The sequence below is a fragment of the Streptomyces sp. NBC_00385 genome, from assembly GCF_035917155.1.
GTDB lineage: Bacteria > Actinomycetota > Actinomycetes > Streptomycetales > Streptomycetaceae > Streptomyces > Streptomyces poriferorum.
In genome coordinates, this window is the sequence record NZ_CP107951.1 from 6,347,619 (window position 1) to 6,367,799 (window position 20,181).

The following is a 20,181-nucleotide window of genomic DNA, read 5'->3' on the forward strand; positions in this document are numbered from 1 at the left end:
GCGATGTCCTGGCGGGCCGGGCGAAAAGTGCCGCGGCCCGCCGGGCGGACGGTCAGCGGCGGTAGCCGAGGACCGTCATCATGCCCGCCTCCGCGTGGTAGAGGTTGTGGCAGTGGAGCATCCACAGACCCGGGTTGTCCGCGTCGAAGTCGACGGTCAGCGTCTGCCGGGGCAGCACGATCGCGGTGTCCTTACGGGCCCCGGCCGCGCCACCGGCCAGCGCGAAGGTGTGCCCGTGCAGATGGATCGGGTGCCACATCGCGGTCGGGTTGTGGAACTCCATCCGGACCCGCTCGCCGGCCTTCACCGGATGCCGCTGGTCGGCGGTGTACGGCTTCTTGTCGAAGGCCCAGTCGTACGCCTCCATGGAACCCGTCAGCCGCATCCGCACCGTGCGGTCGGGCTCGCGCGCGGCCAGGGCCACGGAGGCGTCCGGGGGCAGCCGGTCGGCCGTCACCAGTTCGCCGTCCAGCTCCTTCGGCCGCACGGAGGCGCCGGGCGCCGCACCGCTTCCGGTCCGCAGCAGGGCCATGGCCGAGGCCTTCTTGCCCTCGGCCAGCGCGGTCAGCGGGAACACCCCGTCCCCGGCGGTGACCAGCACGTCGTACCGCTCACCCATCCCGATCAGCAGCGCGTCGGTCGTGGTGTGCCGGACCGGGAAGCCGTCGGTGTGCGTCACCGTCATCCGGTGGCCGCCGAGCGCGACGCGGAAGGCGGTGTCGCCGCCCGCGTTGATGATCCGCAGCCGGATCCGGTCGCCCGGCCGTGCGGTGAAGGCGGAGGGGTCCTCGGCCACGCGACCGTTGACCAGGTAGTACGGATAGTCCACGTCGCCGGCGTCGCCGCCCAGCAGCTCACTGGTGGCGCCCATCAGCATCCGCGAGGGCCCGCCGCTCGCGGGCGAGGCCGTCGACTGCATGGCGTGCCCGCTGTGCCCGCTGCCTCCGGTGAGTTCCTGGAGCACGGCGTCGGGGGTGGAGCCGTCCACGCCGTCGACCCAGTCGTCCAGGACGACGGTCCACTCCTTGTCGTAACCGAGGGGCTCCTTCGGGTCGTCCACGATCAGCGGCGCGTAGAGCCCGCGGTCCAGCTGGACGCCCGAGTGCGGGTGGAACCAGTACGTGCCGGGGTCCGGCACCGCGAACCGGTAGGTGAAGTCCGCCCCCGCCTCGACGGCCCGCTGGGTCAGCCCGGGCACCCCGTCCATGTCGTTGCGCAGGGCGAGTCCGTGCCAGTGCAGAGAGGTGGGCTGCGGCAGGTGGTTGGCGAGGGTGAGGGCGAGCGTGTCGCCCGCGGTGACCCGGATCTCCTTCCCGGGGAGCCGGTCCCCGTACGCCCACGAGCTGACGGTGTGCCCGCCGCCCAGGTCGAGCCGGGACGGGGTCGCGGTCAGGGTCACCTTGCGTTCGGGGCCGGTGCCCCGCCGCTGCTCGGCCGCGGCGACCTCCGGGCCGTCGGGGGAGACGTAGCCCTCCGGGACGGTGGTGCCGGAGGGGGCGGGGTGGTTCATGGCGGAGTGGTCCGCGGTGGCGTCGCGGCCGGTGCAGGCGGTGAGAACTCCCGTACCGGCAAGGGCGATCGAGGCGCCGAGCACGGCGCGTCGGGTGTGCTGAGCGGGCATGACTGAGTGCACCTCAAGGATGTGGTCGGTGTGCTGGAGGACGGAAGGGCGCGGGGCGCCTATATCCGAAGCACCCACAGTCCGGTGAGGACGGCCTTGCACGGCCGGGGCGGGGGAGGAGGAGGCCGGGGCATCCGCGGCGACCGGCCGCGGCCCGGGCCCGGCCGCAGGGCGGCGCACCGCCGCACCACCAGCCACAGGGTGAGCAGGGCGATGCCCCAGGCGCCCAGCACCGCGACGCACACCGACAGGGGGTCCATGCCGGGCATCGGCGCCGGGGTGTCGTGCCGCAGGGCCACCGCGGGTCCGGGGGCCACCGCGGGTCCGGGCGTCACGACCGGCCCGGTCATCGCTGATCCGGTCATCGCGTGCGAGGCGGCCGGCATCGTGAGCCCCGGTCCGCCGTGCTCCGCCGGGTGCCCGACCGTGTGCATGGTGAAGATCCCGAAGAGCAGCGCGGCGAACAGCAGCAGCCGCCCGCACGTCGCGCTCCTCGTCCCGGACATGCCGGCCACCTTACCCCCGCCGGGTATACGGAACGCGGCGGCCCGCCGCCCCCGCGCGGCGGACAACGGACCATACGGAGGGGGCGACGGGCCATCGGCGGGGACAACGAGCCACCCGGCGGGGATAACCAGCCGTCCCGCGGGGGCGACGGGCAGGGCGGCAGGAGGGGCGGGCCACCGGCCGGTCGTGCGGCGTGCCGGTCAGTTGCGGGAGTAGACCTTCTCCGCCCAGCCGGCGATCTGGTCGTCGGAGAGGTGCTGGGCGAGATCGGCCTCGCTGATCATGCCGACCAGCATCTTGTTCTCGACGACCGGCAGCCGGCGGATCCGGTGGGTCTGCATCTCCTCCAGCACCGCCTCCACCTCGGCCTCCGCGTCGATCCAGCGCGGCGTGCCCCGGGCGAGGTCGCCGGCGGTCACCTTCGACGGGTCCCGGCCCATCGCCACACAGGCGACCACGATGTCGCGGTCCGTGAGGATGCCGACCATCCGGTCCTGCTCGCCGTTCTCCGAGATGGGCAGCGCGCCGACGTTGTGGTCGCGCATCAGCTGGGCGGCGCGGTCGAGGGTCTCGTGCGCCGGGATCCAGGTGGCACCGGTGTGCATGATGTCCTTGGCGGTGGTCATGGGGTTTCCTCCTGCGTGCCGATGGCACTCGCGTACGACCCCGAGCGAACCCATCGTGGGGGGCTCGCCCGGGGCACGCGACCGGTATCACCCATTCGGGTGCACTCCGGGGAAGGCGGTTTCAGGACACCCCGCCCGGCCGGGGCGCGGCGTCCCGTTCCGCCAGCATCCCGGCCATGGCCGCCAGCTCGGACTGCTGACCCTCGACCATGCCCCGGGCCAGGCGCTTCTCGGCCTTCACGGTGCACAGGTCCGCACAGCCGCGGGCCATGGCGACACCGCCCTTGTGGTGGTCGGTCATCAGCTGGAGGTAGAGGACCTCGGCCTGTCTGCCACTGGCCCGGCGGAGCTGTCCGAGCTCGGTACGGGTCGCCATACCGGGCATGAGGGACCCGTCATGGGCCTCGTAACCGCCGTCCATGCCCGGCATCCCGGCCATGTCGTGGCCCGCGTGCTGTCCGGCGGCCATCCAGGCCATCGGTTCCTGCCCGGCGGCCGCCTTCGGCAGCTCCCACAGGTCCAGCCAGCCGAGCAGCATGCCCCGCTGGTTGGCCTGCGTGTTGGCGATGTCGTAGGCGAGACGGCGTACGTCCTCGTCGTCCGTGCGGTCGCGCACGATGAAGGACATCTCCACGGCCTGCTGATGGTGGACGGCCATGTCGCGGGCGAACCCTGCGTCCGCGGAAGCGGATACCGGGACCCGCGCGGCGGGGGCGGCGTGCTGCCCGTCCCCGTCCCCGTCGCCCCGCGCGGAGGCGACGGTCGCCGCGCCCGCGAACAGGAGCGCGAGCGCGACGGCGGAACCGGCGGCCCACCGGATGCGCCGGAGGCTCCCTGGAGCCTCCCCTTCCTCCGGCCCCTCTGTCACGGAGCCGCCCGTCCGCCGGTGCACGCGGCGCCCGGCTCGGGCGTCTGCGGGCCCTGCACGTACTTGGCGAAGAACTGCGCCACCCTGCGGTCGTCGGCGCTGTCCACCGTGACCTGCTTGCCCCAGGCGCTCAGCATGATGCTGCCGGCCTGGTCCTTGTACGGGCTCATGAGCGAGTACGGCGTCTTCGCGACCCGGTCGGCCAGCTTGTCCACGTCCGCAGCCGAGGCCTTGTCCGTGTACGTCACCCACACCGACCCGTGCTCCAGCGCGTGCACGGCGTTCATGTCGGGAATCGCCTTTTTGTATACGTCGCCGTCGCAGTTCATCCAGACGGGGCTGTGGTCACCGCCGACCGGCGGCTTCATCGGGTACGAGACGGTCTCGGTGACGTGGTTGCGGGTCAGCTTCTTCGCGTCCCACGTCTTCTCGCCCTGGATCGGCCCGTCGGCCAGTTCCTTCTTCTCCGCCTCGGACTGCTCGGCGTTCTTGGCGTCGGAGGCCTTCTGGTCGGCCGAGGCCTCGGACCGGTCGACGAGTGTGTAGGCGCCGAAGCTGACGAGACCTGCGACGACGACGGCGCTGAGGCTTATGACCAGCACGCGGGTGCGGCGGTCACGCGCGCGGTCGGCCTTGCGCATCTGCTCTATGCGGGTCCTGCGGTCGAAGCTCATGTCGTGGGTCCTTCTGCGAAGGGGCGATGAGAGGACGGAACGGGTCGGGAGGCCGGTGCGCGCGGGGCAGTTGCGAGGCCGCCGCACCCCGTACGCACCATGGCCGACGATCGTAGTGGGTGGCCGAGTGCTCCATCTCACGTCGGGTGCGTAATCTGGGTGAAATCCGGGGTCGTGATACTGGACTCTCCCCCTTACCCCGGGCGGTGGTGCACGGACCGTCTGAACTGCAAGGATGTGGCTATGGACAAGCAGCAGGAATTCGTCCTCAGGACGCTTGAGGAGCGCGACATCCGGTTCGTACGGCTGTGGTTCACCGACGTGCTCGGTTACCTCAAGTCCGTGGCCGTGGCCCCCGCCGAGCTGGAACAGGCGTTTGACGAGGGAATCGGCTTCGACGGCTCCGCCATCGAGGGCTTCGCCCGGGTGTACGAGTCGGACATGATCGCCAAGCCGGACCCGGGCACGTTCCAGATCCTGCCCTGGCGCGCGGAGGCCCCCGGCACGGCCCGGATGTTCTGCGACATCCTGATGCCCGACGGCTCGCCGTCCTTCGCCGACCCGCGTTACGTGCTCAAGCGGATCCTGGCCAAGACCTCCGACCTGGGATTCACCTTCTACACCCACCCCGAGATCGAGTTCTTCCTGCTGAAGAACAAGCCGGTCGACGGCACCCGCCCGACCCCCGCGGACAGCTCCGGCTACTTCGACCACACCCCGCAGAACGTCGGCATGGACTTCCGCCGCCAGGCGATCACCATGCTCGAATCCATGGGCATCTCGGTCGAGTTCAGCCACCACGAGGGCGCCCCCGGCCAGCAGGAGATCGACCTGCGGTACGCGGACGCGCTCTCCACGGCCGACAACATCATGACCTTCCGCCTGGTCATGAAGCAGGTCGCGCTGGAGCAGGGCGTGCAGGCCACCTTCATGCCGAAGCCGTTCTCGGAGTACCCCGGCTCGGGCATGCACACCCACCTCTCCCTCTTCGAGGGCGACCGCAACGCGTTCTACGAGTCCGGCGCCGAGTACCAGCTCTCCAAGGTCGGCCGCTCGTTCATCGCGGGTCTGCTCAAGCACGCCGCGGAGATCTCCGCCGTCACCAACCAGTGGGTCAACTCCTACAAGCGCATCTGGGGCGGCTCCTCCCGCGCCGCGGGCGCCGGCGGCGAGGCCCCCTCGTACATCTGCTGGGGCCACAACAACCGCTCCGCGCTGATCCGTGTCCCGATGTACAAGCCCGGCAAGACCGGCTCGGCCCGCGTCGAGGTCCGCTCCATCGACTCCGGCGCCAACCCCTACCTGACGTACGCGGTGCTCCTGGCCGCGGGCCTCAAGGGCATCGAGGAGGGCTACGAGCTCCCGGCCGGTGCCGACGACGACGTCTGGGCCCTGTCCGACGCCGAGCGCCGCGCGATGGGCATCGAGCCGCTGCCGCAGAACCTGGGCGAGGCGATCGCGCTGATGGAGAAGAGCGAACTGGTCGCCGAGACGCTCGGCGAGCACGTCTTCGACTTCTTCCTGCGCAACAAGAAGCAGGAGTGGGAGGAGTACCGCAGCGAGGTCACCGCCTTCGAGCTGAAGGCGCTCCTGCCGGTGCTGTAACCTCTGGCCGGCGCCGTTGAGGCGCTTGAGCGTGGCTTCGGGCCGACGGTTTCCTACCGTCGGCCCGAAGCCGTTCCGGGCGGCTTTCCGGTCGGAACGCGGTTCTCGGGGCGGGGCGCAAGGGTGTAATCCGCGGCCGCACGGCTACTGACTATTCGTCAGATCTCTGCGATGCTCCGCGCCATGGCGGATGGACCGGGAACGGGAGAGCCCACCGGAGAGGCACCCCGCGGCGCCCCGGATGTACTGGCGCCCGCCCGGCTCGGGCCGCTCCGGTTGCGTAACCGGGTCATCAAGGCCGCGACCTTCGAGGGTGCCACGCCCGACGCGCTGGTCACCCAGGAGCTCATCGACTACCACCTGCGCCCCGCGGAGGGCGGGGTCGCCATGACCACCGTGGCCTACTGCGCCGTGGCGCCGGAAGGCCGCACCGAGCGCCGTCAGCTGTGGATGCGGCCCGAGGCGCTGCCCGGGCTGCGCAGGCTGACCGAGGCGGTGCACGGTACCGGTGCGGCCGTCTCCGCCCAGCTGGGCCACGCCGGGCCGGTGGCTGACGGGCGGTCCAACGGGCTGGCCTCCCTCGCCCCGATGGCCGGGTTCAACGCGCTGAGCATGCGCCGTAACAAGGCGGCCACCGCCGAGGACATCGACCGGGTCATCAAGGCACACGCGGAGGCGGCCCTCCTCGCGGCCGAGGCCGGATTCGACGCCGTGGAGATCCATCTCGGCCACAACTACCTGGCCAGCGCCTTCCTCAGTCCCCGGCTGAACCGCCGCACCGACGCCTTCGGCGGCTCCCTGCGCGCCCGCGCCTCCGTCGCGCTGGGCGTCACCCGGGCGGTGCGCGACGCGCTGGGCGACCGGCTCGCCATCACCGCCAAGCTGAACATGAAGGACGGGGCGCCCGGCGGACTCACGGTGGACGACAGCCTCCAGGTCGCCCGCTGGCTGGAGGAGGACGGCAGTGTCGACGCCCTGGAACTGACGGCGGGCAGCTCCCTGTTGAACCCGATGTACCTGTTCCGCGGCGGCGCCCCCGTCGCCGAGTTCGCGGCCAACTTCCCGCTTCCGCAGCGACTCGCGATCCGGGCGGTGGGGCGCGGGGTGTTCCGTACGTATCCCTACCGGCCCCTGTACCTGCTCGAATCCGCGCAGCGGTTCCGCGCCGCGCTCGGTCTGCCGCTCGTCCTGCTCGGCGGGGTCACCGACCGGGAGGGCATGGACCGTGCCATGGCGGAGGGGTTCGAGTTCGTCGCGATGGCCCGCGCCCTCCTGCGCGAGCCCGACCTGCTGCACCGCATCGGGCGCGACGCCGCCACCCGATCGCAGTGCGTCCACTGCAACCGCTGCATGCCCACCATCTACACGGGGACCCACTGCCCGCTGATCGGGGAACGGGCGCCCTGAGCGGCACCGGCGGTGCGGTGTTCCGGACACCGCAGGCCGGTTGCGCGTCCCGGGGCCCTTCGGCTGTTAGCGTCCGCTCTCCACCGGACGGACGGCTGTGCCGGTGACGCCCCGGCGTCACGGAGAAGGAGCGGTGTCCCCATGCGTGTCCCCTTGCGTGTCCTCCTGGTCGGAGCGGGAGGTGTGGGTACGGCGATCACGCGGATCGCGGCCCGCCGGCCGTTCTTCGAGCACATGACGGTCGCCGACTACGACCTCGGACGGGCGGAGAGTGCCGTCGCGGCCCTGGGGGAGCGGGGCGACCGGTTCAACGCCGTCCGGCTGGACGCCTCGGACCGGGCAGCGGTGCTGGAAACGCTCGGCCGGCACCGCTGCGACGTCCTGCTCAACGCCACGGACCCCCGCTTCGTGATGCCACTGTTCGAGTCGGCCCTCGCCCACGGCGCCCACTACCTGGACATGGCCATGTCCCTGTCCCGGCCGCACCCGGCCCGTCCGTACGAGGAGTGCGGGGTCAAGCTCGGGGACGCGCAGTTCGAGCGGGCCGCGGAGTGGGAGGCCGCGGGGCGGCTCGCGCTGGTGGGGATGGGGGTGGAGCCGGGGATGTCCGATTTGTTCGCCCGGTACGCCTCCGACGAACTCTTCGACGAGATCGAGGAGATCGGAATCCGTGACGGGGCGAATCTGACGGTGGACGGCTACGACTTCGCACCGTCCTTCAGTATCTGGACGACCATCGAGGAATGCCTGAACCCGCCGGTCGTGTACGAGCAGGAGCGGGGCTGGTACACCACCGCCCCCTTCAGCGAGCCGGAGGTCTTCGACTTCCCCGACGGTATCGGGCCCGTGGAGTGCGTCAACGTGGAGCACGAGGAAGTGCTCCTGGTCCCGCGGTGGCTGAAGGCCGGGAAGGTCACCTTCAAGTACGGGCTCGGCGACGAGTTCATCCGGGTGCTCCGGACCCTCCACCTGCTCGGACTCGACCGGACCGATCCGGTGTCCGTGCAGAGCGACCTGGGGCGGGCCGCGGTCTCGCCCCGTGACGTGGTCGCCGCCTGCCTGCCCGACCCCGCCGGACTCGGCGAGCGGATGCACGGCAAGACGTGCGCGGGAACCTGGGTGAAGGGCGTCAAGGACGGCCGGCCACGGGAGGTGTACCTCTACCACGTCGTCGACAACCAGTGGTCGATGCGGGAGTACGGATCCCAGGCCGTCGTCTGGCAGACCGCGATCAATCCCGTGGCCGCCCTCGAACTCCTCGCGGGCGGTGTGTGGGGCGGCAGCGGAGTGCTGGGGCCCGAGGCGCTGCCACCGCGGCCGTTCCTCGATCTGCTGACCGAGTACGGCTCACCGTGGGGCATGCGCGAGCAGTGACCGGTGCGACCGATGGTGCGTACATCCGCCGGCCCGTGTGCGTGGCGGACGCGCGGATCCGAGCCGTCTCCCTAGCATGGAAAAGGCCCATTCCGCTTCCTCCTCGGGCCCGTGACGTAGCGAGGACACATGGCAGAGGAACTGGCCGGACCCGCGCGGCCGGCGACCCTGAAGGCCAACGCGATCGGTTTCGTCGACGCGCTCGTCATCGGGCTGAACGCCACCTCCCCGGCCTACTCCGTGGCGGCCGTCATCGGGCCGATCGTCGCGCTCGTCGGTATCTACGCACCCGGAGTGCTCTTCGCCTCCTTCGTGCCGATGCTCTTCATCGCCTCGGCGTTCTACTACCTGAACAAGGTCGACCAGGACTGCGGGACGACGTTCTCCTGGGTGACCCGCGCGATGGGGCCGTGGACCGGGTGGCTGGGGGGATGGGCCATCACGATGACCGGCGTGCTCGTCGTGGGGTCGCTCGCGGACGTTGCCGTCAGCTTCGGCCTGCTGGCCGTCGGACTCGACAGCTGGGCCGACAACACCTTCGTACGCCAGCTGCTCACCGTGATCCTGATCCTGGTGATGACGGGCCTGTGCGTCATCGGTACCGAGCTGTCGGCCAAGGTGCAGAACGTGCTGATCCTGGCGCAGGTGGCCTTCCTCATCGTCTTCGTGATCGTCGCGCTGTACCGCGTCTACGCGGGCACGACCTCGTTCGACTCCATCCGTCCCTCGGCCGAGTGGCTCAACCCCTTCGGGGCGGGTGGTGCGGCTCTCACCAGCGGCCTGCTGCTGGGCGTGTTCATCTACTGGGGCTGGGAGTCCGCCGTCAACCTCACCGAGGAGGTCGAGGACTCCGCGACCGCCCCCGGCAAGGCGGGTGTGTGGTCGACCGTCATCCTGCTGGTGACGTACCTGTCCGTCGGCTTCGCCGTCGTCGCGTTCGCCGGAACGGCGTACCTGGCCGAGAACGCCGACGAGGAGGAGTTCGTCTTCGCCCTGCTCGCCCGCGAGGTCATGGGCGGCTGGGACTGGATCGTGCTGCTCGCGGTCGCGACGTCCGCGCTCGCCTCGACCCAGACCACCATCATTCCCGCCTCCCGCACCGCTCTGTCGATGGCCCGCAGGCATGCGCTGCCGGCGCACTTCGCCCGGATCAACCCGCGGTTCCGGACACCTGACGTCAGCACCTGGTGGGTGGCGGCCATCGCCATCGCCTGGTATCTCGTCGTCAACAGGATCAGCGAGAACGCCCTGTTCGACTCGCTGACGGCACTGTCCCTGCTCATCGCCTTCTACTACGCGCTGACCGGTGTGGCCTGCGCGGTCTACTACCGCCACCATCTGACCGAGAGCGTACGGAGCTTCGTGCTCATCGGCCTTGCCCCGCTGATCGGATCCGGTCTGCTGGCCTGGCTGCTCGTGCGGTCCGTCATCGACATGTCGGATCCGGCGAACTCCTACAGCGGTACTTCGTGGTTCGGCCTCGGCCCGCCGCTCGTCATCGGCATCTGCATCAGCCTGATCGGCGTGGTGCTCATGGTGGTGTGGCGGTTCCGGTCGCCCCTCTTCTGGGCCGAGCGCCGCAGTGTGGTCGACCCGGGCCTCGTGCACGGCAAGGAGTCCTGACATGTCCGTGGTCCTCGGCTACGACGAGTCTCCCGGTGCGGCACGCGCTCTGCGCATCGCCATCGAGGTGGCCGCCGCCTACGGCGAGCCGCTGGTCCTGGTCTACGGGGCGGCGCCGCCCGGCCCGTCCGGCGAGGAGTACCGGGCTCACTACGAAGCCGTCCGTCAGGCAGGCCGTTCGGGCCTGGAACGCGCGGTCGCCGCGGCCGACGAGGCGGGCGTGCCGGCCACCGTCGAGGTGATCGACCGGAGTCCGGCGCAGGCCCTGATCGAGGCCGCCGCACGTCACGGGGCCCGGGTCATCGTGGTGGGCAGCTGGGGCGAGAGCCCGATCCGGGGGGCGCTGCTCGGCTCCACCCCGCACAAGCTCCTCCACCTGTCGACCGTGCCGGTGCTCTGCGTACCGACGGAGGCGGAGGACTGAGACCTGTGCACGGGCATGGCCGCCGACAGCCCTCAGCCGAAGCTCCGGCCCATCTCGTCCAGGATCTCGTCGATCACCTCGATCGGCTCCCGGGCCAGGTCCTCCTCGATCCACAGGCGCATCGCGATCCGCAGCGAGGACAGGAACGCCGCGGCGAGGACCAGCGGGCGGACCGGCTCCGGCGAGTGGGACGGGCGGGCAGCCACGGCCTCGGCCAAGTCCTGTTCCAGGGTCGCGTGGTTGGCGAGCTGGCGGGCCAGGAGGGAGGGGTGGCGCATGGCGAGCCGGGTGCGGACGGCCCATTCGCGCTCCGGTGGTGCGACGCGCTCGGCGAACTGCGTCATGGCCGCCCGGAGCGCCGTCCAGGCAGCCTCCTCGGCGGGACGTTCGCGTACGGCCCTGACGAGCTCCCTGGTCTGCTGCTCCTCGCCGTAAAGCAGGGCGTCCTCCTTGCCGGCGAAGTAGTTGGAGAACGTTCTGCGGGAGATCCCGGCCGCATCCGCCACGGCCTCCACCGTGAGCTGGTCGAAGCCGTGCTCGACGGTCAGCCGCAAGGCCGCTTCGTGCACGGCCTGCCGGGTGGCTTCCTTCTTGCGTTCCCGCAGTCCCACAGCGCGCTCCATGGCCGCCATTATCCGGGGCCGGAGCAGGCGGGCGGGCCCGGCCGGGGCCGGGCTGAGGTAGTGTGTCGCATCCCCGCACGGGGACGTACCGAAGGAGGTGGGACCCATTACCGCTGTATCAGGCTGGGTGCTCGCCCCACATGATCGCGTGGTCGACCGGACGTAACCGGCCGCGGAGCACCCATCGGCGTTTTCCCGAAAGGCTCTCCGCTCCATGCCGGTCCCGCTGTCACCGCTCGCTCTCTCCTCTCTCGTCACCACCCTCCGCTCCGCCGGCTGCGTCTTCGCCGAGGACGAGGCGGATCTGATCGCCGCCACCGCGGCCGGTCATGCCGAACTCACGGCCATGGTGGAACGGCGCGTCGCCGGACACCCCCTGGAACACGTCCTCGGCTGGGCCGAGTTCAACGGTCTGCGCATCGCCGTGGACCCCGGTGTCTTCGTCCCCCGCCGCCGCACCGAGTTCCTGATCCGCCAGGCCGCGGAACTGGCCCCGAGCCCGGCCGTCGTGGTCGACCTCTGCTGCGGTTCGGGTGCGCTCGGCGCAGCCCTCGCCGCCGCGCTGGACGGGGTCGAGCTGCACGCCGCCGACGTCGAACCCGCCGCCGTCCGCTGTGCCCGGCGCAACGTCGGCGAGCTCGGCCGGGTCTACGAGGGCGACCTCTTCGCCCCCCTTCCCGGCTCCCTGCGCGGACGCGTCGACGTGCTCCTCGCCAACGTGCCGTACGTACCGACGGGCGATGTCGCCCTGCTGCCCGTCGAGGCGCGCGTCCACGAACCCCTCGTCGCCCTCGACGGAGGCGGCGACGGCCTCGACGTGATGCGGCGGGTGGCCGCCGAGGCGCCGCAGTGGCTCGCCCCGGGCGGCAGCCTGCTCGTCGAGACGAGCGAACGTCAGGCGGCACGGGCCGAGGAGGCCGTGGCCGGCAGCGGGCTCGTCCCGCGCGTGGTCACCTCCGACGAGTGGTACGCCACCGTCGTCATCGGCACCCTGCCGGCCGGCTGAGCCGGAACCCCGAACGGGCCCGTACGCCGGGCCCGTTCGGGTCGCCGTCTCAGACGAAGCGCCACCGGGTCTGCGTGAACGGATCGCCCTTGCCGAAGCCGAACACCGTCCGCGGGGACACCGCGAAGACCTCGGCCCGGTTGCCCTGCGCGCCGACGAACGCGCCGTCCGCCACGTCGAAGTGCCAGTCCGTGCCGTACTTCGCCTCCCACGCCTTCGCCAGCCGGGCCAGTCTGCTGTCGTCGGTCACCCGCTCCGCCCGGCCCTCGACCACCACGTCGAGCCCTTCCGACCAGGAATTGCTCCCGGTCGTGAGGACGACCTCGTCGTTGCCCGCCAGGTTGCGGGCCTTGCGTTCCTCGGAGCCCGTGCAGAAGTGCAGCGCGCCCTCCCACCAGAGACCGATCAGCGGGGTGACGTGCGGGCGGCCGTCCGGACGGACCGTGCTCAGCCAGTACAGCTCGGCCTCGGACAGCAGCCGCCGGGCACCGGCCCAGGGGCCGGCCACCGCGCCGGGGCTGCTGTAGCGGGGGTCCAGCTCGGCGACGGGTTCGGATGCGGACATGGTCGGTCCTCCTGGTCGGGTCCGGAAAAGCAATCCTGCCTACCGAGTACGGACTGCGCATCCGCCCCACATTCATCGGTGCAGGGCTTGGACCGGCCGGCACACGGGGGGCGGCGTCGCGGGGCTGGGCACGCGCTCCCCCAACTCTCGGCTTCGCTCGAGCCGGGAGGGGCCCCCTCCCGCGTTGTCGTCAACCACCATGGCTCCGCCATGCCTCAGTCCTCCGACTTGCAGCTCCACGCACCCAGCCCCGCTCCTTCACCCGCCCCCCATGTGCCGGTCGGTCTAAGCTCGTAGAAGCGGGTGGTGATCGGGCGGCGGGCAGGAGAGCGCGGAATGACGACGTTGCCGGGGCGCAGGAGCAGTACGTTCACCCGACTGTTGCGGCACGGTTTCACCGATCCGTCCGCCGCCGAGCGGCTGCTGGACCTGCCGGAACTCTCCTCCGTTCGCTCCGACCCGGTCCTTCTCGACGCCCTAGGGGCCACCGCCGACCCCGATCTGGCGCTGCGCGGGGTCGTCCGGCTCGTCGAGGCCGAGGAGGCCGACGAGCGGCAGATCCTGCTGGACACCCTTGTCACCGCCAAGCCCCTGCGGGACCGGCTCCTCGGGGTGCTCGGGGCCTCCGAGGCGCTCGGTGACCACCTGGCCCGGCATCCGCGCGACTGGCAGGCCCTCGTCACGTACGAGGCGGCCGATCTGCACCCCGGGGTTCCCGAGTTCGAGTGCGAGCTGGCCGGGGCCGTCGACCCGGACTCGCTGCGCGTCGCCTACCGCCGGTGCCTGCTGTCGATAGCGGCACGCGACGTGTGCGGTACGACCGATGTCGCCGAGGCCGCCGCCGAGCTGGCCGACCTGGCCACCGCGACGCTCCGGGCCGCGCTCGCCATCGCCCGTACGGCCACGCCCGCCGACGCCACGCAGTGCAGGATCGCCGTCATCGCGATGGGCAAGTGCGGCGGCCACGAGCTGAACTACGTCTCCGACGTCGACGTCATCTTCGTGGCGGAACCCGTCGACCACACCGACGGCGCCGAGGAGAGCGCGGCGATGCAGGCCGCCACCCGGCTGGCCGCGCACATGATGCGGATCTGCTCCGACCAGACCGTCGAGGGCACCATCTGGCCCGTCGATGCCAACCTCCGGCCCGAAGGCCGCAACGGGCCCCTGGTGCGCACGCTGAGCTCGCACCTCGCCTATTACCAGCGCTGGGCCAAGACGTGGGAGTTCCAGGCGCTCCTCAAGGCCCGCCCGGTGGCCGGCGACCCCGAGCTGGGCGCCGAGTACGTCGAGGCCGTCTCGCCGCTCGTCTGGCAGGCCGCGGACCGGGAGAACTTCGTCCCCGACGTACAGAAGATGCGCCGCCGGGTCATCGACACCATCCCCGCCGACCGCGTCGACCGCGAGATCAAGCTCGGCCCCGGCGGACTGCGGGACGTCGAGTTCGCCGTCCAGCTGCTCCAGCTCGTCCACGGCCGCAACGACCCCAGCCTGCGCAGCGGATCCACGCTGGAGGCCCTGGGCGCGCTCGCCCGGGGCGGATACGTGGGGCGGGTGGACGCCGCCCAGCTGGACGACGCCTACCGGTTCCTGCGCACCATGGAGCACCGCATCCAGCTCTACCGGCTGCGACGCACCCATCTCGTCCCGGTCGACGAGCCGGACCTGCGGCGGCTCGGGCGCTCCCTCGGTATGCGCACCGATCCCATCGCCGAACTGAACCAGGCCTGGAGGCGGCACGCCTCCGTGGTGCGACGGCTGCACGAGAAGCTGTTCTACCGGCCGCTGCTCGACGCCGTCGCCCAGCTCGCCCCCGGCGAGTCCCGGCTCAGCGCGAAGGCAGCCGCCCACCGTCTCGTCGCTCTCGGCTACGAGGACCCCGCGGCCGCCCTGCGGCATCTGGAGGCGCTGTCCTCCGGGGTGTCGCGCAAGGCCGCCATCCAGCGCACGCTGCTGCCGGTACTGCTCGGCTGGTTCGCCGACTCCGCCGACCCGGACGCCGGACTCCTCGGCTTCCGCAAGGTGTCCGACGCGCTCGGCAAGACCCCGTGGTACCTGCGCCTCCTGCGGGACGAGGGCGCGGCAGCCGAGAACCTCGCCCGGGTCCTGTCCGCCGGCCGGCTCGCCCCCGACCTGCTGCTGCGCGCCCCCGAGGCGGTGGCGATCCTCGGCGACCCGCAGGGGCTGAAGCCGCGCAGCCGGGAGCACCTGGAACAGGAGGTGCTGGCCGCGGTGGGGCGCTCGGAGGGCGCGGAGTCGGCGGTGGCGGTCGTGCGCGGGGTGCGGCGGCGCGAGCTGTTCCGTACGACGGCCGCGGACCTCATCGGCTCGTACGGCACCGAGGAGAGCCCGGCCGAACCCGACCCCGGGGCCCTCGTGGACCGGGTCGGCAGCGCCGTCACCGATCTGAACGCCGTCACGATCGCCGGAGCGCTCCGCGCCGCCGTCCGCGCGGAGTGGGGCGACACCCTGCCCACCCGGTTCGCGGTGATCGGCATGGGCCGCTTCGGCGGCCACGAGCTCTCGTACGGCTCCGACGCGGACGTCCTGTTCGTCCACGCGCCCCGCGAGGGCGTCGACGAGCAGGAGGCGAGCCGGGCCGCGAACCGGGTGGTCGCCGAGATGCGCAGGCTGCTCCAGCTGCCCACCGCCGACCCGCCGCTGCTCATCGACGCGGATCTGCGCCCCGAGGGCAAGAGCGGGCCGCTGGTGCGCACCCTGAAGTCGTACGAGGCGTACTACCGGCGCTGGTCGCTGGTCTGGGAGAGCCAGGCGCTGCTGCGCGCCCAGCCGATGGCGGGCGACATCGACCTGGGCCGCGACTTCATCGAGCTCATCGACCCGCTGAGGTACCCCATGGAGGGGCTCGGGGAGGACGCGGTGCGGGAGATCCGGCGGCTGAAGGCCCGGATGGAGTCGGAGCGGATGCCGCGCGGCGCGGACGCGACCCTTCACACGAAGCTGGGCCGGGGCGGGCTGAGCGACGTGGAGTGGACGGTCCAGCTGATGCAGATGCAGCACGGCTGGGCGGAGCCGGGGCTGCGGACCACCCGGACGAGGGAGGCGCTGGCCGCGGCGTGCGCGGCGGAGCTGATCTCGGGCGAGGACGCGCAGACGCTGGACGAGGCGTGGGTCCTGGCGACGCGGGTCCGCAACGCGGTGATGCTGGTGCGGGGGAGGCCCTCGGACACGTTCCCCTCCGGGCCGCGGGAGCTGACCGCGGTGGGGCGGTATCTGGGGTACGAGCCCGGGCATGTCGGGGACATGTTGGACGACTACCGGCGCATTACGCGCAGGGCCCGGGCGGTGGTGGAGGAGCGGTTCTACGGGGGGTGAGGTGTGCGGGGCGGGCCGGGCCGGGGTGCGTGGGTGCGGGTGCGTCGGGGTTTCCGGGGCGCTGCCCCGGGCCCCGCTCCTCAATCGTCCGGAGGGGCTTGAGTCGGGCCCCGCTCCTCAATCGCCGGAGGGGCTTGAGGTGGCCGGGTGCCTCTTGAGGCGGCCCGTGTGGCGTCTCGTCACCGCGGCCAGGCGGGGGCGGCGTGTGGGTTTCGGGGGGATCAGCTTCGGCAGGTGGTGCGGCAGCGCCCCGTACCAGGCGTACGACACCGCGTAACCGAAGGCCAGGCACGCCATGCCGCCCACCGCGTCCAGCCAGAAGTGGTTCGCGGTCGACACGATGACGATCAGGGTCACCGTCGGGTAGACGAGGCCCAGGATGCGCGCCCACGGGGCGGAGGCCAGGGCGAAGACGGTCAGGCCGCACCACAGCGACCAGCCGATGTGCATCGACGGCATCGCCGCGTACTGGTTCGACATCTGTTTGAAGTTGCCCGAAGCCATCGAACCCCAGGTCTGGTGGACCATGACCGTGTCGATGAAGTTGCCGCCGTTCATCAGCCGGGGCGGGGCCAACGGATACAGGTAGTAACCGAGCAGCGCCACGGCCGTGGTCGCGAACAGGGCCAGGCGGGCCGGTGCGTAGCGGCCGGGGTGGCGGCGGAACAGCCAGATGAGCACACCGATGGTGACGACGAAGTGCAGGGTCGCGTAGTAGTAGTTCATCGACACGATCAGCCATGTCACCGAGTTGACCGCGTGGTTGACGGACTGTTCCACGGCGATGCCCAGGAACCGTTCGACCGACCAGAGCCAGTCGGCGTTGGACAGGGCCGCCGCCTTCTGCTCGGGGACGGCGTTGCGCACCAGGGAGTACAGCCAGTAACTGACCGCGATCAGCAGGATTTCGAACCAGATGCGTGGCCGCCGGGGCGACCGTGGGGAGCGAAGGCCTGCCAGACCGCGGTCGAGCAGTCTGCCGATCCGGGTTCCGTCGCGGTTCTGCTGCGTATTCGCCTCGGGGGCCGCCTCGTTCACGATGGGTGACGGGGTGGCCTCCGTGCGGCCTTCCTGTGGTTTCACGCTCAATTCACCCATAGGCACAGAGTCTGCCAGATTTGCCCCCTCTCACCGATGATCCTCCGGCGGGGAGCGGGTTGCACGTCCTGCGGGTTACGAACGCGCGTGGGACCCTGGAACAGCCGGAGCACCCGAGGCTGCGTCCGGGCCCGGGCCCGCGGCTGTCGAGCCGCGCACGACGAGCTCCGGCATGAAGACGAACTCGCTGTGCGGGGCGGGTGTGCCGCCGATCTCCTCCAGGAGCGTGCGCACCGCGGCCTGGCCCATCGCCGTCACCGGCTGGCGGATCGTGGTCAGCGGCGGATCGGTGAACGCTATGAGCGGGGAGTCGTCGTAGCCGACCACCGAGAGGTCGCGCGGGACGTCCCGGGAGAGCCGGCGGGCGGCGCGGATCGCACCGAGCGCCATCATGTCGCTCGCGCACACGACCGCCGTGCAGCCGCGCTCCATCAGAGCCGAGGCGGCGGCCTGACCGCCTTCCAGCGTGTACAGGGAGTGCTGGATCAGCGCCTCGACCTGGTCCGCCGTGAGGTTCAACTGCTCCTGCATCGTGGCGTGGAAGCCCTCGATCTTGCGGAGCACGGGAACGAAACGCTTCGGGCCGACCGCCAGACCGATCCGGGTGTGGCCGAGCGACACCAGGTGCGTCACCGCGAGCCGCATCGCGGCCCGGTCGTCCGGTGAGATGAAAGGTGCCTGCACCTTGGGGGAGAAGCCGTTGACCAGGACGAAGGGGACGCCCTGGGCGCGCAGTTGTTCGTAGCGCTGCATATCGGCCGAGGTGTCGGCGTGCAGACCGGAGACGAAGATGATGCCGGAGACGCCCCGGTCGACCAGCATCTCCGTGAGCTCGTCCTCGGTGGAGCCGCCGGGCGTCTGGGTCGCCAGCACCGGCGTGTAGCCCTGCCGCGTCAGCGCCTGGCCGATGACCTGGGCGAGCGCCGGGAAGATGGGGTTCTCCAGCTCGGGCGTGATCAGGCCGACCAGGCCCGCGCTGCGCCGGCGCAGCCGGACGGGGCGTTCGTAGCCGAGGACGTCGAGCGCCGCGAGGACGGATTCGCGGGTGGTCGCGGCAACACCGGGCTTGCCGTTCAGTACGCGGCTGACCGTCGCTTCGCTGACCCCCGCCTGAGTTGCGATATCGGCAAGCCGTGCGGTCATGTGACTGGACTGTACCGGGCGTGGGTCGGATTGCCCACCATGCGCAGGAATCGGGCGACAGGGCCCGGGTGGACCCTTGCGTGCCCGGTCGGGAGTGGGTGGCCTGCCATGTCGGCAGCAACGTCTTGCAAGGTCTTGCGGGGCGGGTTTGCCGGGTGCGATCAGATCGTCGCACTGAGGAATCAGGCGCGGTCGCCCGCTACTGCCAGGGGTCGGGCGCTGCCGTCAAGAGGCTTGACGGCAACCGTGAGGACACGCGAATGTAACGATCGCCGGAGCTTGCAGAAATCTTCCGCAAACTCTTTCGGCCGTCTTTCATCCTTGTTACGTTCACGTCGACCCGGCGCCGCGACGGAGCGGTACGGCAGTTGAAGGAGTTCAGATGCGACGTGGCATAACGGCCACCGCCCTGGTCGCGGCCCTGGCGCTCGCGGCGACCGCCTGCGGCAGCGATGACGACAGTTCCAACGGCACCTCCAAGGGCTCGGGCGAGCTCTCCGGCACCGTGACGTGGTGGGACACCTCCACCGCGGGCAGCGAGGACAAGGTCTTCAAGAAGATCGCCGAGGGCTTCGAGAAGGAGCACCCGAAGGTCGACGTCAAGTACGTCAACGTCCCCTTCGGCGATGCGCAGAACAAGTTCAAGAACGCCGCCCAGTCCGGCTCCGGCGCGCCCGACGTGATCCGCTCCGAGGTCGCCTGGACGCCCGAGTTCGCCGACCTCGGCTACCTCGCCCCGCTGGACGGCACCGCCGCCCTGGTGAAGCAGGACGACTTCCTGAAGCAGGCCGCCGCGTCCACCAAGTACAACGGCAAGACGTACGCGGTGCCGCAGGTCATCGACTCCATGGGCATCTTCTACAACAAGAAGATCTTCAAGGAGGCCGGCGTCGAGGTTCCCGAGTCGATCGCCGACCTGAAGACCGTCTCCAAGAAGATCAAGGAGAAGACCGGCAAGACCGGTCTCTACCTGCGCGGCGACGACGCGTACTGGTTCCTCTCCTTCCTGTACGGCGAGGGCGGCGACATGGTCGACGCCGCCAACAAGTCCGTCACGATCGACAACGCCGCCGGCGTCAAGGCCATGACCGTGGTCAAGGACCTCGTCGACTCCGGTGCCGCGAAGACCGACGCGACGGACGGCTGGGAGAACATGCAGTCGTCCTTCAAGGACGGCGACGTCGCGATGATGATCAACGGCCCGTGGGCCGTCGCCGACACGTACGCCGGCAAGGAGTTCAAGGACAAGACGAACCTGGGCGTCGCCCCGGTCCCGGCCGGCTCCGCCGCGCAGGGTGCCCCGCAGGGTGGTCACAACCTGGCCGTCTACGCCGGTTCCAAGAACCTTGACGCCTCTTACGCCTTCGTCGACTACATGACCTCCGTCAAGACGCAGGCCCAGGTCACCAAGGAGCTCAACCTCCTGCCGACCCGCACCTCGGCCTACGCCGAAGAGGCCGTCGTCGACAACGAGATCGTCGGCTTCTTCAAGCCGGTCGTCGAGTCCGCCGTCGAGCGCCCCTGGATCCCGGAGACCGGCAGCCTCTTCGCGCCGCTCGTCACCGAGTACACCAAGGTCCTCACCGGCCAGACCTCCCCGGAGAAGGCCGTCAAGACGACCGGCGACTCCTACCGCAAGCTCCTCAAGGGCTGGAAGTAACTCAGGAAGGCAGGCCGACTG

At 71.0% G+C, this 20,181-nt stretch carries 17 protein-coding genes; 8 read left to right on the forward strand and 9 right to left on the reverse strand.

The features are described from left to right. Positions 1–52: 52 nt before the first annotated feature. The 5 genes from OG959_RS28350 to OG959_RS28370 all read right to left on the reverse strand — a co-directional run bounded on the left by OG959_RS28350 (position 53) and on the right by OG959_RS28370 (position 4,296). Positions 53–1,621 (reverse strand): multicopper oxidase family protein, encoded by a 1,569-nt coding sequence (locus OG959_RS28350; RefSeq protein ID WP_326662994.1) that lies wholly within the window; start codon positions 1,619–1,621, stop codon positions 53–55. A 59-nt stretch (positions 1,622–1,680) separates the two neighbouring features. Then, positions 1,681–2,127: a hypothetical protein gene (locus tag OG959_RS28355; RefSeq protein ID WP_326662996.1), complete on the reverse strand. Its 447-nt coding sequence runs from the start codon at positions 2,125–2,127 to the stop codon at positions 1,681–1,683. A 201-nt stretch (positions 2,128–2,328) separates the two neighbouring features. Continuing rightward, complete coding sequence (locus OG959_RS28360) at positions 2,329–2,754, reverse strand: CBS domain-containing protein (protein WP_326662998.1); 426 nt, start codon at positions 2,752–2,754, stop codon at positions 2,329–2,331. 121 nt (positions 2,755–2,875) lie between these two features. Next, positions 2,876–3,622: a DUF305 domain-containing protein gene (locus tag OG959_RS28365; RefSeq protein ID WP_326662999.1), complete on the reverse strand. Its 747-nt coding sequence runs from the start codon at positions 3,620–3,622 to the stop codon at positions 2,876–2,878. Beyond that, positions 3,619–4,296 carry a DUF3105 domain-containing protein gene (locus OG959_RS28370; protein WP_326663001.1) on the reverse strand — a complete coding sequence of 226 codons (678 nt, stop codon included), beginning with the start codon at positions 4,294–4,296 and terminating at the stop codon, positions 3,619–3,621. Before OG959_RS28370 ends, OG959_RS28365 begins: the two co-directional genes overlap by 4 nt. 243 nt (positions 4,297–4,539) lie before the next feature. Here OG959_RS28370 and glnA point away from each other — a divergent pair, with 243 nt between their 5' ends. The 5 genes from glnA (at position 4,540) to OG959_RS28395 (ending at position 10,729) form a co-directional block, all read left to right on the forward strand. Beyond that, entirely contained in the window at positions 4,540–5,901 is a 1,362-nt protein-coding gene (glnA, locus tag OG959_RS28375; protein WP_136324925.1) for a type I glutamate--ammonia ligase, read from the forward strand. A gap of 183 nt (positions 5,902–6,084) precedes the next feature. Next, positions 6,085–7,308 (forward strand): NADH:flavin oxidoreductase, encoded by a 1,224-nt coding sequence (locus tag OG959_RS28380; RefSeq protein ID WP_326663003.1) that lies wholly within the window; start codon positions 6,085–6,087, stop codon positions 7,306–7,308. A gap of 153 nt (positions 7,309–7,461) precedes the next feature. After that, complete coding sequence (locus OG959_RS28385) at positions 7,462–8,682, forward strand: saccharopine dehydrogenase family protein (RefSeq protein WP_326666654.1); 1,221 nt, start codon at positions 7,462–7,464, stop codon at positions 8,680–8,682. 129 nt (positions 8,683–8,811) lie between these two features. Continuing rightward, positions 8,812–10,305: an APC family permease gene (locus tag OG959_RS28390; RefSeq protein ID WP_326663005.1), complete on the forward strand. Its 1,494-nt coding sequence runs from the start codon at positions 8,812–8,814 to the stop codon at positions 10,303–10,305. Between the two features lies 1 nt (position 10,306). Continuing rightward, the gene (locus OG959_RS28395; RefSeq protein WP_326663007.1) at positions 10,307–10,729 is read left to right on the forward strand and encodes a universal stress protein; all 423 of its coding nucleotides are present in this window, start codon (positions 10,307–10,309) and stop codon (positions 10,727–10,729) included. 32 nt (positions 10,730–10,761) lie between these two features. Here the strand turns inward: OG959_RS28395 and OG959_RS28400 are convergent, their stop codons facing one another. Further along, the gene (locus tag OG959_RS28400; RefSeq protein ID WP_326663009.1) at positions 10,762–11,352 is read right to left on the reverse strand and encodes an acyl-CoA-like ligand-binding transcription factor; all 591 of its coding nucleotides are present in this window, start codon (positions 11,350–11,352) and stop codon (positions 10,762–10,764) included. A 214-nt stretch (positions 11,353–11,566) separates the two neighbouring features. On the opposite strand from OG959_RS28400, the gene OG959_RS28405 reads away from it, so the two are divergent. Next, positions 11,567–12,358 carry a putative protein N(5)-glutamine methyltransferase gene (locus tag OG959_RS28405; protein WP_326663011.1) on the forward strand — a complete coding sequence of 264 codons (792 nt, stop codon included), beginning with the start codon at positions 11,567–11,569 and terminating at the stop codon, positions 12,356–12,358. A gap of 49 nt (positions 12,359–12,407) precedes the next feature. Here the strand turns inward: OG959_RS28405 and OG959_RS28410 are convergent, their stop codons facing one another. Further along, positions 12,408–12,923 (reverse strand): pyridoxamine 5'-phosphate oxidase family protein, encoded by a 516-nt coding sequence (locus tag OG959_RS28410; RefSeq protein WP_326663013.1) that lies wholly within the window; start codon positions 12,921–12,923, stop codon positions 12,408–12,410. A gap of 336 nt (positions 12,924–13,259) precedes the next feature. Between OG959_RS28410 and OG959_RS28415 the strand changes: the two genes are divergently transcribed. Then, positions 13,260–16,259, forward strand: coding sequence for a bifunctional [glutamine synthetase] adenylyltransferase/[glutamine synthetase]-adenylyl-L-tyrosine phosphorylase (locus OG959_RS28415; RefSeq protein ID WP_326663015.1), 3,000 nt, complete (start codon positions 13,260–13,262; stop codon positions 16,257–16,259). Between the two features lie 117 nt (positions 16,260–16,376). On the opposite strand, the gene OG959_RS28420 is transcribed toward OG959_RS28415, so the two are convergent. Both OG959_RS28420 and OG959_RS28425 read right to left on the reverse strand, forming a co-directional pair. After that, positions 16,377–17,297: a phosphatase PAP2 family protein gene (locus OG959_RS28420; RefSeq protein WP_326666656.1), complete on the reverse strand. Its 921-nt coding sequence runs from the start codon at positions 17,295–17,297 to the stop codon at positions 16,377–16,379. A gap of 135 nt (positions 17,298–17,432) precedes the next feature. Continuing rightward, positions 17,433–18,500, reverse strand: coding sequence for a LacI family DNA-binding transcriptional regulator (locus OG959_RS28425; RefSeq protein WP_148017618.1), 1,068 nt, complete (start codon positions 18,498–18,500; stop codon positions 17,433–17,435). Between the two features lie 382 nt (positions 18,501–18,882). On the opposite strand from OG959_RS28425, the gene OG959_RS28430 reads away from it, so the two are divergent. Continuing rightward, entirely contained in the window at positions 18,883–20,160 is a 1,278-nt protein-coding gene (locus tag OG959_RS28430; RefSeq protein ID WP_326663018.1) for an extracellular solute-binding protein, read from the forward strand. Positions 20,161–20,181 lie beyond the last annotated feature (21 nt).

Excerpts from the sequence above, each read along its gene's own strand:
- OG959_RS28395 (WP_326663007.1), top strand. The coding sequence starts at position 10,307 with ATGTCCGTGGTCCTCGGCTACGACGAGTCTCCCGGTGCGGCACGCGCT.
- OG959_RS28350 (WP_326662994.1), bottom strand. The coding sequence starts at position 1,621 with ATGCCCGCTCAGCACACCCGACGCGCCGTGCTCGGCGCCTCGATCGCC.
- OG959_RS28415 (WP_326663015.1), top strand. The coding sequence starts at position 13,260 with ATGACGACGTTGCCGGGGCGCAGGAGCAGTACGTTCACCCGACTGTTG.
- OG959_RS28360 (WP_326662998.1), bottom strand. The coding sequence starts at position 2,754 with ATGACCACCGCCAAGGACATCATGCACACCGGTGCCACCTGGATCCCG.
- OG959_RS28355 (WP_326662996.1), bottom strand. The coding sequence starts at position 2,127 with ATGTCCGGGACGAGGAGCGCGACGTGCGGGCGGCTGCTGCTGTTCGCC.
- OG959_RS28400 (WP_326663009.1), bottom strand. The coding sequence starts at position 11,352 with ATGGAGCGCGCTGTGGGACTGCGGGAACGCAAGAAGGAAGCCACCCGG.
- OG959_RS28370 (WP_326663001.1), bottom strand. The coding sequence starts at position 4,296 with ATGAGCTTCGACCGCAGGACCCGCATAGAGCAGATGCGCAAGGCCGAC.
- OG959_RS28380 (WP_326663003.1), top strand. The coding sequence starts at position 6,085 with ATGGCGGATGGACCGGGAACGGGAGAGCCCACCGGAGAGGCACCCCGC.
- glnA (WP_136324925.1), top strand. The coding sequence starts at position 4,540 with ATGGACAAGCAGCAGGAATTCGTCCTCAGGACGCTTGAGGAGCGCGAC.
- OG959_RS28390 (WP_326663005.1), top strand. The coding sequence starts at position 8,812 with ATGGCAGAGGAACTGGCCGGACCCGCGCGGCCGGCGACCCTGAAGGCC.
- OG959_RS28430 (WP_326663018.1), top strand. The coding sequence starts at position 18,883 with ATGCGACGTGGCATAACGGCCACCGCCCTGGTCGCGGCCCTGGCGCTC.
- OG959_RS28405 (WP_326663011.1), top strand. The coding sequence starts at position 11,567 with ATGCCGGTCCCGCTGTCACCGCTCGCTCTCTCCTCTCTCGTCACCACC.
- OG959_RS28425 (WP_148017618.1), bottom strand. The coding sequence starts at position 18,500 with ATGACCGCACGGCTTGCCGATATCGCAACTCAGGCGGGGGTCAGCGAA.
- OG959_RS28410 (WP_326663013.1), bottom strand. The coding sequence starts at position 12,923 with ATGTCCGCATCCGAACCCGTCGCCGAGCTGGACCCCCGCTACAGCAGC.